Origin of the sequence: Variovorax sp. Sphag1AA (assembly GCF_014192575.1) — a bacterium.
In the GTDB taxonomy this organism is placed as follows: domain Bacteria; phylum Pseudomonadota; class Gammaproteobacteria; order Burkholderiales; family Burkholderiaceae_C; genus Variovorax.
The window spans coordinates 1-12,697 of record NZ_JACHYC010000015.1 but is presented as its reverse complement, the minus strand read 5'-3'; the positions used below and the strand labels follow the sequence as shown (position 1 = coordinate 12,697).

Below are 12,697 nucleotides of genomic sequence, written 5' to 3'. Positions count from 1 at the left end.
TGACCATGGGTCAATTCATCGATCTCACCGCCAAGGACGGCTTTACCTTTCCTGCATACGTTGCGGAACCGGCGGGCAAGCCCAAGGGCGCTGTGGTCGTCGTTCAGGAAATCTTCGGCGTGAATTCGCACATCCGGTCGGTTGCCGATGGCTATGCGGCGGACGGATATCTCGCGATTGCGCCGGCCACCTTCCACCGTGTGAAGCAGGGCGTCGAGCTCGGCTACAGCGAAGACGACATGAAGGCCGGCTTCGCGCTCAAGATGGCGGTCGAAGGGTTGCCTGCACCGGGCGTGCTGCAAGACCTGCAGGCGGCGGTCGACTACGCGTCGAAGGCGGGCAAGGTCGGCATCGTGGGCTACTGCTGGGGCGGCCTGCTGACGTGGCGCGCAGCCGCCGAGGTCTCGGGGCTGTCGGCCGCGGCGCCTTACTACGGCGGTGGCTCGACGACGCCCGAGGAAATCGCGCGCAAGCCCAAGGTGCCGGTGCTCGCGCACTTCGGCAAGGAAGATCACTGGATTCCCCTCGACACCGTCGAGGCTCTGAAGAAGGCGCATCCCGAGGTCGAAGTCCACATCTATGACTGCGGTCACGGATTCAACTGCGATCAGCGCGGTGCGTACAACGCCGCGGCGGCCAAGCTCGCGAAGGAACGCACGCTGGCGTTCTTCGCCAAGCACCTCGCCTGAGCGGCTCAGGCCTGTGCCGTCGAGGCGGCGCGGGCCCCGCCACCGCCGCGCTTGGCGGGCTGGGTTGCCGCCTCCTTGCTGACCTTGTCCTCGAGGAAGTCGAGCATCGCCCGAAGTGCGGCGCTGTTGTGGCGGCGCTGCGTGTAGGCGGCGTACAGCCACAGGTCGGTCGGCATGTATTCCTTGAGTACCGGAACGAGTGCGCCGCGCTCGATGTCCGGCTGGGCCATGATCGTCGGCACGCACACCGCACCAAGCCCCGTCAAGGCAACGCCAATGAGCGGTGCCGCGTCGTTGGCGTCCATGCGGCTGTGCACCGGGACGCTGTAGGGCTTGCCATCCACTTCGAAAGGCAGGCTGGGTGTGTTGCCGGCAAGCGAGTAAGTCAGCACGTCGTGCCGGCGCATATCGTCCGGCTTCTTGGGCAGGCCGCGCTTCGACCAATAGCCCGGCGTCGCGCATAGTGCGAGATCCATCTGCTGCAGGCGCCGCACGATGAGGTTCTCGTCGCGGATGCGGCCGAGGCGCAGCGCGATGTCCACGCCTTCTTCGACGAGGTCGATCACGCGGTTGCTCAGGTGCAGGCTCACGTGCACATCCGGATAGATCGACATGAACTCGCCGATGAGCCCCGGCAGCTTGCCCTGGCTCAGCCCGTGAGGCGCGGTGATTCGCAGGCGCCCGCGTGGGCTTCCGGCGTGATCCTGCAGTTCAGTCTGCGTGAGCTCGACCATTTCCATCAGCGGCGTGCTGCGCTCCAGCAGCAGATGCCCCGCATCGGTCAGGCTGACCGATCGCGTCGAGCGATTCAGCAAGCGCACGCCGAAGCGCTCCTCGAGTTGCGCCACGTATTTGCTGACGTTGGCCTTCGACATGCCAAGTGAGATCGCTGCACGAGAAAAGCTGCCCCGTGCGGCGACTTCACGAAAGGCTTTCAGTAAGTCAAGACCATCCATTGGAATTCCATTGTTTCTTTTTGGTGAACACCGTTGTTCACATTTATAGGGTTTCTACCTATAAAACTGGCGCAAACTCGCCGGCGCAGAACAGCCAGTGCTGATCTGAATCATCCAAGAGCAATCCCAAGAAGGACACCAGAATGAAGACCTCGAAGCTCATCGCAGCCGCAGCCCTCACGATTCTCGCCGCCGCCGGCGCGCAAGCCGAAACCTATGAAGGCGTGCACGCGCCCGTGTCGGCCAACAGCCGCGCAGAAGTCCAGGCTCAAGGCGTGGTCGCTGCCCGCAGCGAAAACCCGTACGGCGATGCCGCCTCGTCGCGTGTCGCACCGACGCTGACCGCTTCGGCTGAGCGCTCCACTGTTCGCTCCGCTGCCGTCGCCACCGCACACTCGGCCAACCAGAACCTCAAGCGCGAAGCGTTCGTGAACAGCGTGGTCCCCTCGCAGTTCAAGCTCGACCGCCCGACGACGCAGCAAGCCGGTCTGTAAGCTCAGACGGCTTCGAACGAACAAGGCGGGCCGCGTGAAAGCGCGGCCCGCCTTGTCATTTCCGCGATTGTTTCGATCGCGGAAACGCCGTGTCTCATTTCTCGGTGTTTTCCCTGAGGTGTTCCGCCGGACACTCTGCCGCACAGGCCAGCGACAGCGAGCCTGGGTTGAAAACGAATCGATCCTCTATCGAACCAAAGGAACTGAAATGAAGACCTCGCACATCCTCGCCGCTGCCGCTCTCTCGATCCTCGCTGCCGCTGGCGCTCAAGCTGAAACCTACGACGGCGTGCAATCCGCTGTGACGGCCAAGAGCCGCGACGAAGTGAGCGCGGAAGCTGTGCGCACCGCCGCCGCTCCTGACCAGAACATCCCGCGCGGTTCGCGTGGTGCCGAGGCGTTCAAGTCGGTCGCTGACCCGGCCGCCGTTCGCGCTCAAGCTGTTGCAACCGCCAACGCACCTGACCAGAACGTGGTCGGTGGCTCGAAGTACAACAGCCGCGTGATCTCGACGATGAACAAGTCGGCCGAGCCCCGCGTCCAAGCTCAGAAGGAAGGCGCAGCCGCGGCCAAGTAATCAGGCCCGCCTGCCAAGGCCGGACGGTGCGAAAGCGCCGTCCGGCTTTTTCTTTTTGGCGCGCCGGTCAGCGCGTGCGCGCGAGATAGCGCTTGCGCCAGAAGATCACCACGAGCGCCACCGCGATCGCGCCCATGGATCCCATAGCGATCCAGAACCCGTCGGCCTTGTGAATGAGCGGGATGAATTCGAAGTTCATCCCGAAGATGCCGGCAATCAGGTTGAGGGGCAGGAACACCGCAGTCAGCACGGTGAGCACACGCATGATGTCGTTCGCCCGGTGGCTCTGCACGCTGAAGTGCATCTGCACCGCGGTTTCGGCGTTCTGCTCGAGGCGCCGCACGTGATGAACCACGCGCTCGATGTGTTCGAGCACGTCCCTGCTGCGGATCATGACGAGTTCATGCTCCCGCACCGCTGGCGCGCCGGTCGGGGCCGGGAGGGTTTCCAAGGCATCGATCCAGTCCTGGATGCAGGCGCGCTGGTCTTCGCAGATTTCGTCGAGATGATGGAGCGACTGGCGGGCCTCCATCAACGCGCTCCAGTTGCTGAAGCGGCTCTTCGGGTCGATCAGTTCGGATTGCCAGTGATCGAGCTGTCGCGTGAGTTCGCGCCGCAGGTCGAGATAGGCATCGACGATGTGGTTGATGACGCGCAGCATGAGGTCGGTCGGACTCGCGGGAATGCGCGCGGAAACCGCCCGCACATCGAGCGCCGGCGCGGCGGTGCTGCCACGTTCACCAGGCGCTGCGGCGGCCAGGAGCTTGGACGCGAATGCATCGCGCACCGTGCCGTCTTCCGGGTGGACTGAGAGCAAGACCCGATCAAACAGTGCGAAGCCGACGGGGCGCGTGTCGACCCGCCGAAGCACAGTCGGCCCTGTCTTCGGAGCGGCCGGCTCGTCTTTGCCGGGCGCTTGGCCGTTGGATGCGGCCAGCCGGCGAAACACCAGCAGGTCGTACTGTGAGGTGTAGTCGTAGCGCGAGGGAAGCTGGTCGTTGAGCAGATCGCTCACATGCAGGTCGACCAGATGCGTGTTGCACAGCGACTGAAGCACATCCTGCACCTGTGCGAGCGAGGCTCGGAACTCGTCCCGGGTCAGCGATAGCCAGAGATAGCCCTGTTCGCAGGCGCCGGGTGCGGCCATGGGCGCCAGTGCGTCGTGTTCGGTGACCTGTGCACCGTTGATCTTGAAGATACGCATGAGGACTCTTGTCGTTGGTCCGTGACGCCGGCGCCGTCTCCGGGGCGCCGGCAGTGGCGTCCGCTCAGCGCTGCTTCAGCAGCCGTGCGGCATCGCGCGCGAAATAGGTCAGGACACCATCCGCGCCGGCGCGCTTGAACGCCAGCAGACTTTCCATGATGACCGCATCGCGATCAAGCCAGCCGTTCTGCGCGGCGGCCATGAGCATGGCGTACTCGCCGCTGACCTGGTAGACGAACGTGGGCACATGGAACTCGTCCTTGACCCGCCGGACGATGTCGAGGTACGGCATGCCCGGCTTGACCATCACCATGTCGGCGCCTTCGGCGATGTCGATCGCGACTTCGCGCAGGGCTTCGTTGCTGTTGCCCGGGTCCATCTGATAGACCTTCTTGTTGCTCTTGCCGAGGTTGGCGGCCGAGCCGACCGCATCGCGGAACGGGCCGTAGAAGGCGCTCGCGTACTTGGCGCTGTACGCCATGATCCGCGTGTGAATGTCGCCGCGCGCTTCCAGGGCCTGACGGATCGCGCCGATGCGGCCATCCATCATGTCGCTCGGCGCGACGATGTCGACGCCCGCCTGGGACTGGGTGAGTGCCTGCTTGACCAGGACTTCCACGGTCGGATCGTTGAGGATGTAGCCGGTCTCGTCGAGCAAGCCGTCCTGTCCGTGACTGGTGTAGGGGTCGAGCGCCACGTCGGTCATGACGCCGAGGTCCGGGAATCGTGATTTGAGCGCAGCGACCACGCGCGGGATCAGGCCGTCGGGGTTGCAGGCCTCGTCTCCGGCAGGCGTCTTGAGGCTGGGGTCGATCACCGGAAAAAGCGCCATTACCGGGACGCCGAGCTCCACGCACTCTTCGGCGACCGGCAGAAGAGCGTCCAGGCTCAGGCGCTCGACGCCCGGCATCGACGGGACGGGGTCTCGTCGCTTCGTACCTTCCTGCACAAAGACCGGGTAGATCAGGTCTTTCGTGGTAAGCATGTGCTCACGTACAAGATCGCGCGTGAAGGTATCGCGGCGCAGCCGGCGCGGCCGGCCGGCAGGAAAGGGAGCGTGGAGGGTCATGCTGAAAATTGTGCCCCAAGAGGCATTTACCGCTTTTCGGGGGCGGATGATCTATGCCGATTTGTTAGACAAAAGCCATCAGATTGGGCCTCATGAGCGGCAATGTGTAGACCGAAAGCACAAAAAAAGTCACTGTTAGCTTGATAGGTTGTTTTGCCTTTGTTAAATTCTGTCTTGGGCGGCTTGCCGCCCCCCGCTTTTCCTCCCTGAGCGGGTGCCTTGATGTGTGACAGCAAAAGGGCTTCCCGCCCGGCGTTTTGACGCCGGGCTTTTTTTTGCCCGTTCGATTCGTCGGCACTCGGCTCGGAGCGGGCCACTAAACTGCCCGCCATGCTTTGGGTCAAGTCGCTGCACATCGTGTTCGTCGCCAGCTGGTTCGCTGGTTTGTTCTATCTGCCGCGAATCTTCGTGAACCTGGCGATGGTCGCGCCCGAATCTGTGGCGGAGCGCGCGCGACTCCTGCTGATGGCGCGCAAGCTGTTCCGGTTCACCACTTTCCTGGCCGTTCCGGCGGTTGCATTCGGTCTCTGGCTCTGGCTCGGCTACGGCATCGGCAGAGGGCCTGGCAACGGCTGGATGCACGCGAAGCTCGCGCTGGTGCTCGTGGTGATCGGCTATCACCACGGCTGCGGGGTGCTTCTGCGCCGCCTGGCTTCGGGGGAAGACAGGCACAGCCACCGTTGGTATCGATGGTTCAATGAACTCCCGGTGCTCCTGTTGCTCGGAATCGTGGTGTTGGTCGTCGTCAAACCCTTCTGAGCTGTGGCAACGCAGCACAAGTCCGTCGCCTTGCCGCTGGCCTTGGCGTACGCGGTCCTCATCGTCTATGCGAGCCTCTACCCCTTTGCGGACTGGCGCGATCAGGGGATTGCGCCCTGGGCGTATCTCGCTGCACCTTGGCCGAGATGGTGGACCGGATTCGATTTCGGGATCAATGTCATTGGCTACATGCCGCTCGGCTTCCTGGGCGCCACGGCACTCTTGCGATCGCGTCCCGAGGCATCCGCAACGGGTGCCGTGCTCCGTGCGACGGTGGCGGGTGGGGCGATTTCCTTCGCGATGGAGACCTTGCAGAGCTACCTGCCGTCGCGCGTCCCCTCGAACGTCGACCTGGGGCTGAACACGCTCGGTGCCTTCGTTGGTGGATTGCTGGCGGTCGCCTTCGAGCGGTTCGGGCTGGTGGCGTACTGGCAGCGCGCCCGCACCAACTGGTTTGTCGAAGACGCACGAGGTGGGCTGGTTCTGCTCGCCCTTTGGCCGCTGGCGCTGCTCTTTCCTGCGGCAGTGACCTTCGGGCTCGGCCAGGTGTTCGAGCGGGTCGAAGGCGCTATTTCTGAATGGCTTCTCGACACACCGTTCATTGATTGGCTGCCGGTCCGCCAGTTCGAGCTCGAGCCGCTGGTGCCGGGCGTGGAGTTGCTTTGCGTGATGCTGGGTGCGCTGGTCCCTTGCCTGCTGGGTTTCCTTGTTACGAGGTCGGTTGTCCGGCGTGCCATCCTGTTGCCGGCCACCCTGATCGCGGGCATCGCGGCGACTGCGCTGTCGGCGGCGCTGAGCTATGGACCGGAACATGCTTGGGCATGGCTGAGCCTTCCGGTGCAGATTGGCATCGCCGCCACCCTGTTCGTCGGCATCCTGCTGGTTCCGGCGACAAGAAGGTTCTGTGCTGCGCTGTTGCTGGTCGCGTTGATGGTCCACCTGAGTCTGCTGAACCAAGCACCCGAAAGCGCCTATTTCGCTCAGACGCTTGCGACCTGGGAGCAGGGGCGCTTCATCCGATTCCATGGCGTGGTCCAGTGGCTGGGCTGGATCTGGCCGTTCGCGACGCTCATCTACGTGCTGATGGTGCTTTCCGGCCGGCCGCGAAACGGGTAACCCGCACGACCCTGTTGGAGCATCCGAAAGGGATGGCTCCCTAAAATGGCCCGATGTCCAGTTCCAATGCCCTGGCGCCGAAGGGTTACTACGGCCGACACATCTTCTTCTGCCTGAACGAGCGCAAGGGCGATGAAGATTCCTGCTCCAAACACAACGCGCAGGAGGGCTTCGATCGCTGCAAGTCGCGCGTCAAGGCTGAAGGTCTTGCGGGTCCCGGCAAAGTCCGCGTCAACAAGGCGGGTTGCCTCGATCGCTGCGCGGGAGGCCCGGTGGCGGTCGTCTATCCGGAAGCGGTCTGGTACACCTATGTCGACGCTGCCGACATCGACGAGATCGTCGATTCTCATCTGAAGAACGGCACGGTGGTCGAGCGCCTGCTGCTTCCGCCCAACGTCGGACGCTGAAGCAACGCCAGGCCATGAATTCGCGTACTGAAAAACTTCAGCTGAAGGGAGCCGCGGGCGTCATCGAAGCGCTGCGAGATCCGGCCGCGGACGGCACGCCGGCACTTGGCGTCGCGGTCATCGCCCACCCGCACCCGCTGTTCGGCGGCACGATGGACAACAAGGTCGTCCAGACGCTTGCGCGTGCATTCGTCACCTGCGGATGGACTGCCGTGCGCTTCAACTTCCGAGGCGTTGGCGCCAGCGAGGGTGCGCACGACGAAGGGCGCGGTGAGCACGAAGACCTGCTCTCGGTCGTCGATCAGGTCGCTCACGACGGCCCGCTGGCCATCGCCGGCTTTTCGTTCGGCGCTTTCGTTGCCAGCCATGCCATCGAAAAGCTGCACGCGTCGCGCGATATCCGCCACATCGTTCTGGTCGGCACGGCGGCGGCGCGCTTTTCGGTTGCGGCGGTGCCGCCGGACTGGCACGAGCGCACGCTCGTCGTGCACGGAGAGCACGACGACACGGTTCCGCTAGCAGCGGCGATGGATTGGGCGCGACCGCAGACACTTCCTGTCACAGTCGTTCCTGGGGGCGGCCATTTCTTCCACGGACAATTGCCGCTGCTCAAGAATCTCGTGGTCCGCCATTTGCGCGCTGGCTAGCGGTCGTCTCTCCATCCCCATGAATCGTTTGATCAAAGCGCTGCGTGCGTTCGCGGTCGCTGCTGTCGCTTCCTTTTGCATCGTTGCCGTCGCGCAGGTGCCCGCGCCGCCGGAAATCGCGGCACGGAGCTATCTGCTTCTCGACGTGACGGCCAACCAGATGCTGGCGCAAAAGGACATCGACAGCGCGGTGGAGCCGGCCTCGCTGACCAAGCTCATGTCGGCATACCTGGTCTTCGACGCGCTGAAGTCCGGGAAGATCACGCTCCGACAGACCCTGCCTGTCAGCACACGCGCCTGGAAGATGCCGGGCTCGCGAATGTTCATCGATCCGAAGATGCAAGTTCCTGTCGAGGATCTGCTCAAGGGGTTGATCGTCCAGTCGGCCAATGACGCCACCATCGCGCTTGCCGAGGGCGTCGGCGGCAGCGTCGAGCACTTCGTCGACCTGATGAATGAGCAGGCCAAGGTGCTCGGGCTGAAGAACACCACGTACAAGAATCCTGAAGGGCTGGCCACGCCCGGCCATACGACGACTGCGCGCGATCTCAGCATCCTCGCGACGCGGCTGATGCGGGACTTTCCGGAATACGTGTACTTCTACGCGATCAAGAAGTACCGCTTCCCGGGCACGCCGTCGACGAACGACACCAATCGCAACGTGCTCCTTTTCCGGGATCCGACGGTCGACGGCTTGAAAACCGGGCATACGGATGCTGCCGGCTATTGCATGATCGTGACGGCCAAGCGCGATTTCCCGAACCTCAGCAACGGCCGGCGGCTGCTGTCGATCGTCCTGGGCACGGCGAGCGAAAACGCTCGAGCCAACGAATCGCAGAAGCTGCTGAACTGGGGCTACACCGCCTTCGATGCTGTGCGTCTGTTCGACGCCAATCAACCCGTTGCGACGCCGCCGGTGTGGAAGGGCAAGGAAAGCACGATCAAGCTGGGCCGGCCGGAACCGATCGTCGTGGCTGTTCCCTCGGGGTCCGCGAGCAAGATCAAGACACAGGTGGCGCGGCCGGATCCGCTGGTGGCGCCTTTCGTGAAGCTCCAGCCGGTCGGCTCGCTCAAGATCACACTTGCCGACCAGCCTGTTGCCGAAGTGCCTCTGGTCACACTCGAGCCTGTGGAGCAGGCTGGCGTGCTTGGCCGGGCCTGGGACGCGATTCGGCTCTGGATCAAGTAATAGCGCCCTTCCGGCTGCGGGGTGGCCGGTCGTTGAGGGTCGTTTCGCATTGCGGCCGGCGGCTCGCGCTGCTATACTCGTGGGCTTTTCGGAAAAATCCGAAGGGATTCACGTTTTCGTTCATCTCCTGGTCCCCTTGCGTGTCACGTCGCGTTGAGGAATCTGGCCGGGGTGTTTTGGGACTTATTCATTCATGCCAACCATCAATCAACTGGTGCGTCAGGGTCGCGAGGTCGAAAAGACCAAGTCGAAGAGCCCTGCCATGCAGAACTCGCCGCAGCGTCGCGGTGTCTGCACCCGGGTCTACACCACGACCCCCAAGAAGCCGAACTCGGCGCTGCGTAAGGTCGCCAAGGTGCGCCTGACCAACGGCTTCGAAGTCATTTCCTACATCGGCGGCGAAGGCCACAATCTCCAGGAACACAGCGTCGTGCTGGTTCGTGGCGGTCGTGTCAAGGATCTGCCGGGTGTTCGCTATCACATCGTCCGCGGTTCGCTGGACCTGCAAGGCGTCAAGGATCGCAAGCAGTCTCGCTCCAAGTACGGCGCGAAGCGTCCCAAGAAGGCCTGATCAAGGTCGTGTTTCAACGGTGTTCGGTCGCCTGGCTGGCGCATCGAGCGAAGTGACCCGTCATTGGGTCGAGTAAGTGAGGGCTGTTGTCGGCTCTCGCGGTGTCGGAAACGGCGCCAACTGAAGCAAAGAGGTTTTAAAAATGCCACGTCGTCGCGAAGTCCCCAAACGTGAAATCCTGCCGGATCCGAAGTACGGCAATGTCGAGCTGTCGAAATTCATGAACGTGATCATGGAAGGCGGCAAGAAGGCGGTTGCAGAGCGCATCATCTATGGCGCCCTCGACCAGATCGAAAAGAAGAACCCGGGCAAGGACCCGCTGGAAGCCTTCACGATCGCCATCAACAACGTCAAGCCGATGGTCGAAGTGAAGTCGCGCCGCGTTGGTGGTGCGAACTATCAGGTTCCGGTTGAAGTCCGTCCGGTCCGCCGTCTCGCGCTGTCGATGCGCTGGATCAAGGAAGCAGCGCGCAAGCGCGGTGAGAAGTCGATGGCCCTTCGCCTGGCCAACGAAATCATGGAAGCCACGGAAGGCCGTGGTGGTGCCATGAAGAAGCGCGATGAAGTGCACCGGATGGCCGAGGCCAACAAGGCATTCAGCCACTTCCGCTTCTAAGAATCGTCACATAAGTCAGACAGGCTGGAAGCCCGACCCACTGAATCCGGTGGGCGGGCTTTCATCCGTTAACGGAGTAATTTCATGTCACGCAAGACCCCCATCGAGCGCTACCGCAACATTGGTATTTCGGCGCACATCGACGCCGGCAAGACCACCACGACCGAGCGCATCCTTTTCTATACCGGCGTCACCCACAAGCTGGGCGAAGTGCACGATGGTGCGGCGACCACCGACTGGATGGAGCAGGAGCAAGAGCGTGGCATCACGATCACCTCCGCAGCCGTGACCTGCTTCTGGAAGGGCATGGACCGCTCCTTCCCCGAGCACCGCATCAACATTATCGACACCCCCGGGCACGTGGACTTCACCATTGAGGTGGAGCGCTCGATGCGCGTGCTCGACGGCGCAGTCATGGTGTATGACTCGGTCGGCGGCGTTCAGCCTCAGTCCGAGACCGTCTGGCGCCAAGCCAACAAGTACAAGGTTCCGCGCCTCGCGTTCGTGAACAAGATGGACCGGATCGGCGCCAACTTCTTCCGCGTGCGCCAGATGATGGTCGACCGCCTGCGTGCGAACCCCGTTCCGATCGTGATTCCTATCGGTGCCGAGGACAAGTTCCAGGGCGTCGTGGACCTGCGCAAGATGAAGGCGATCATCTGGGACGAAGCCTCGCAGGGCATGAAGTTCGAGTTCAAGGACATTCCGGAAGACCTCGTGGAACTGGCCAAGGAATGGCGCGAGAAGATGGTCGAAAGCGCGGCCGAGGCTTCTGAAGAGCTGATGAACAAGTACCTCGAAGAGGGCGACCTCACCGAGGAAGAGATCACCCTGGGTCTGCGCACTCGCACGATCGCCGGTGAAATTCAGCCGATGCTGTGCGGCAGCGCGTTCAAGAACAAGGGCGTGCAGCGCATGCTCGACGCCGTGATCGAACTCATGCCGTCCCCGGTGGACATTCCTCCGGTTGGCGGAACCGATGACGACGAGAAGGAAGTCAGCCGCAAGTCGGACGACAACGAGAAGTTCTCGGCCCTGGCGTTCAAGCTGATGACCGACCCCTATGTCGGCCAGCTCACCTTCGTGCGTGTGTACTCGGGCGTTCTGAGCAAGGGCGATACCGTCTTCAATCCGGTGAAGGGCAAGAAGGAGCGCATCGGTCGTATCGTGCAGATGCACGCGAACGAGCGCATCGAAATCGACGAAATCCGCGCCGGCGACATCGCCGCCTGCGTGGGCCTGAAGGACGTGACGACCGGCGAAACGCTGTGCGATCCCGACGCCATCATCACGCTCGAGCGCATGGAGTTCCCCGAGCCCGTGATCTCGCAGGCTGTCGAGCCCAAGACCAAGGCCGACCAGGAAAAGATGGGCATCGCGCTGCAGCGCCTCGCTTCGGAAGATCCTTCGTTCCGCGTTCGTACCGACGAAGAGTCTGGCCAGACCATCATTTCGGGCATGGGCGAACTTCACCTCGAAATCATCGTGGACCGCATGAAGCGCGAGTTCGGTGTCGAGTCGAATGTCGGCAAGCCGCAGGTGGCCTACCGCGAAACCATTCGCAAGGTTGTCGAGGATGCCGAAGGCAAGTTCGTGCGTCAGTCGGGCGGTAAGGGCCAGTACGGTCACGTTGTGCTCAAGGTCGAGCCGAACGAAACTGGCAAGGGTTTCGAGTTCGTCGACGCCATCAAGGGTGGTGTGGTGCCGCGCGAGTACATCCCCGCGGTCGAGAAGGGCGTCATCGAAGCGCTGGGTCAAGGCGTGCTCGCCGGCTACCCGGTCGTGGACGTCAAGGTCACCCTGCACTTCGGTTCGTACCACGACGTGGACTCGAACGAAATGGCGTTCAAGATGGCTGCCATCTTCGGCTTCAAGGAAGGTGCTCGCAAGGCCAACCCCGTGATCCTCGAGCCGATGATGGCCGTGGAAGTGGAGACGCCCGAGGAATACGCCGGTACCGTGATGGGTGACCTGTCGTCCCGTCGCGGCATGGTTCAGGGCATGGACGACGTCGTCGGTGGTGGCAAGACCATCAAGGCTGAAGTTCCGCTGTCGGAAATGTTCGGTTATTCGACCGACCTCCGTTCTGCAACTCAAGGCCGTGCGACGTACACGATGGAGTTCAAGCACTACTCCGAAGCTCCTCGCAACGTGTCCGAAGCGATCATCGCGGCTCGCGCGAAGTAATTCGCCACCGAGTTTTTCGAATCTGTCTGCGATCGTGTGCCCCTCGTTGTCCGTGGCGAGGGATACAGCAACACGGTGCAGACGTTAAACCCCACACGGACTCTGCTCTTTCAAGGATTGAAAAATGGCAAAAGGAAAATTCACCCGCACGAAGCCGCACGTGAACGTGGGCACGATTGGTCACGTTGACCATGGCAAGACGACTCTGACGGCGGC

At 62.7% G+C, this 12,697-nt stretch carries 15 protein-coding genes; 12 read left to right on the top strand and 3 right to left on the bottom strand.

Translation table 11 applies throughout. The features are described 5' to 3' along the window. Window positions 1–5: 5 nt before the first annotated feature. Complete coding sequence (locus FHW64_RS33505) at window positions 6–689, top strand: dienelactone hydrolase family protein (protein WP_184533716.1); 684 nt, start codon at window positions 6–8, stop codon at window positions 687–689. Between the two features lie 5 nt (window positions 690–694). On the opposite strand, the gene FHW64_RS33500 is transcribed toward FHW64_RS33505, so the two are convergent. Next, window positions 695–1,645, bottom strand: coding sequence for a LysR family transcriptional regulator (locus tag FHW64_RS33500; RefSeq protein ID WP_184533714.1), 951 nt, complete (start codon window positions 1,643–1,645; stop codon window positions 695–697). Window positions 1,646–1,788: 143 nt separating this feature from the next. Here FHW64_RS33500 and FHW64_RS33495 point away from each other — a divergent pair, with 143 nt between their 5' ends. Continuing rightward, complete coding sequence (locus FHW64_RS33495; RefSeq protein ID WP_184533712.1) at window positions 1,789–2,139, top strand: alpha/beta hydrolase; 351 nt, start codon at window positions 1,789–1,791, stop codon at window positions 2,137–2,139. A gap of 208 nt (window positions 2,140–2,347) precedes the next feature. Continuing rightward, window positions 2,348–2,716 carry a DUF4148 domain-containing protein gene (locus FHW64_RS33490; protein ID WP_184533711.1) on the top strand — a complete coding sequence of 123 codons (369 nt, stop codon included), beginning with the start codon at window positions 2,348–2,350 and terminating at the stop codon, window positions 2,714–2,716. A 67-nt stretch (window positions 2,717–2,783) separates the two neighbouring features. On the opposite strand, the gene FHW64_RS33485 is transcribed toward FHW64_RS33490, so the two are convergent. Both FHW64_RS33485 and hemB read right to left on the bottom strand, forming a co-directional pair. Then, window positions 2,784–3,920 (bottom strand): magnesium transporter CorA family protein, encoded by a 1,137-nt coding sequence (locus FHW64_RS33485; RefSeq protein WP_184533709.1) that lies wholly within the window; start codon window positions 3,918–3,920, stop codon window positions 2,784–2,786. A 64-nt stretch (window positions 3,921–3,984) separates the two neighbouring features. Next, window positions 3,985–4,989, bottom strand: coding sequence for a porphobilinogen synthase (gene hemB, locus FHW64_RS33480; RefSeq protein ID WP_184533707.1), 1,005 nt, complete (start codon window positions 4,987–4,989; stop codon window positions 3,985–3,987). Between the two features lie 330 nt (window positions 4,990–5,319). Between hemB and FHW64_RS33475 the strand changes: the two genes are divergently transcribed. The 9 genes from FHW64_RS33475 to FHW64_RS33435 all read left to right on the top strand — a co-directional run. Next, complete coding sequence (locus tag FHW64_RS33475) at window positions 5,320–5,748, top strand: CopD family protein (RefSeq protein ID WP_184533705.1); 429 nt, start codon at window positions 5,320–5,322, stop codon at window positions 5,746–5,748. A 3-nt stretch (window positions 5,749–5,751) separates the two neighbouring features. Beyond that, a complete protein-coding gene (locus FHW64_RS33470; RefSeq protein WP_184533703.1) occupies window positions 5,752–6,864 on the top strand; it encodes a VanZ family protein in 1,113 nt (370 codons plus the stop codon). Window positions 6,865–6,917: 53 nt separating this feature from the next. Beyond that, complete coding sequence (locus FHW64_RS33465) at window positions 6,918–7,271, top strand: ferredoxin (RefSeq protein ID WP_184533701.1); 354 nt, start codon at window positions 6,918–6,920, stop codon at window positions 7,269–7,271. 14 nt (window positions 7,272–7,285) lie between these two features. Next, window positions 7,286–7,918, top strand: coding sequence for an alpha/beta hydrolase (locus tag FHW64_RS33460; protein WP_184533699.1), 633 nt, complete (start codon window positions 7,286–7,288; stop codon window positions 7,916–7,918). Window positions 7,919–7,937: 19 nt separating this feature from the next. Then, a complete protein-coding gene (locus tag FHW64_RS33455) occupies window positions 7,938–9,107 on the top strand; it encodes a D-alanyl-D-alanine carboxypeptidase family protein (RefSeq protein ID WP_184533697.1) in 1,170 nt (389 codons plus the stop codon). A gap of 193 nt (window positions 9,108–9,300) precedes the next feature. Continuing rightward, window positions 9,301–9,678: a 30S ribosomal protein S12 gene (rpsL, locus tag FHW64_RS33450; RefSeq protein WP_017759704.1), complete on the top strand. Its 378-nt coding sequence runs from the start codon at window positions 9,301–9,303 to the stop codon at window positions 9,676–9,678. Between the two features lie 142 nt (window positions 9,679–9,820). Beyond that, window positions 9,821–10,294 carry a 30S ribosomal protein S7 gene (gene rpsG, locus FHW64_RS33445; protein ID WP_093169492.1) on the top strand — a complete coding sequence of 158 codons (474 nt, stop codon included), beginning with the start codon at window positions 9,821–9,823 and terminating at the stop codon, window positions 10,292–10,294. Between the two features lie 84 nt (window positions 10,295–10,378). After that, window positions 10,379–12,481, top strand: coding sequence for an elongation factor G (gene fusA / locus FHW64_RS33440; RefSeq protein WP_184533695.1), 2,103 nt, complete (start codon window positions 10,379–10,381; stop codon window positions 12,479–12,481). A gap of 124 nt (window positions 12,482–12,605) precedes the next feature. Continuing rightward, window positions 12,606–12,697: GTP-binding protein (locus FHW64_RS33435; RefSeq protein WP_082519739.1), on the top strand; the 92-nt coding region annotated here is incomplete at its 3' end.

Coding starts and splice junctions, on each gene's coding strand:
- FHW64_RS33505 (WP_184533716.1), top strand. CDS start 6: ATGGGTCAATTCATCGATCTCACCGCCAAGGACGGCTTTACCTTTCCT.
- rpsL (WP_017759704.1), top strand. CDS start 9,301: ATGCCAACCATCAATCAACTGGTGCGTCAGGGTCGCGAGGTCGAAAAG.
- FHW64_RS33475 (WP_184533705.1), top strand. CDS start 5,320: ATGCTTTGGGTCAAGTCGCTGCACATCGTGTTCGTCGCCAGCTGGTTC.
- fusA (WP_184533695.1), top strand. CDS start 10,379: ATGTCACGCAAGACCCCCATCGAGCGCTACCGCAACATTGGTATTTCG.
- FHW64_RS33495 (WP_184533712.1), top strand. CDS start 1,789: ATGAAGACCTCGAAGCTCATCGCAGCCGCAGCCCTCACGATTCTCGCC.
- FHW64_RS33455 (WP_184533697.1), top strand. CDS start 7,938: ATGAATCGTTTGATCAAAGCGCTGCGTGCGTTCGCGGTCGCTGCTGTC.
- FHW64_RS33485 (WP_184533709.1), bottom strand. CDS start 3,920: ATGCGTATCTTCAAGATCAACGGTGCACAGGTCACCGAACACGACGCA.
- FHW64_RS33500 (WP_184533714.1), bottom strand. CDS start 1,645: ATGGATGGTCTTGACTTACTGAAAGCCTTTCGTGAAGTCGCCGCACGG.
- rpsG (WP_093169492.1), top strand. CDS start 9,821: ATGCCACGTCGTCGCGAAGTCCCCAAACGTGAAATCCTGCCGGATCCG.
- FHW64_RS33465 (WP_184533701.1), top strand. CDS start 6,918: ATGTCCAGTTCCAATGCCCTGGCGCCGAAGGGTTACTACGGCCGACAC.
- hemB (WP_184533707.1), bottom strand. CDS start 4,989: ATGACCCTCCACGCTCCCTTTCCTGCCGGCCGGCCGCGCCGGCTGCGC.
- FHW64_RS33490 (WP_184533711.1), top strand. CDS start 2,348: ATGAAGACCTCGCACATCCTCGCCGCTGCCGCTCTCTCGATCCTCGCT.
- FHW64_RS33460 (WP_184533699.1), top strand. CDS start 7,286: ATGAATTCGCGTACTGAAAAACTTCAGCTGAAGGGAGCCGCGGGCGTC.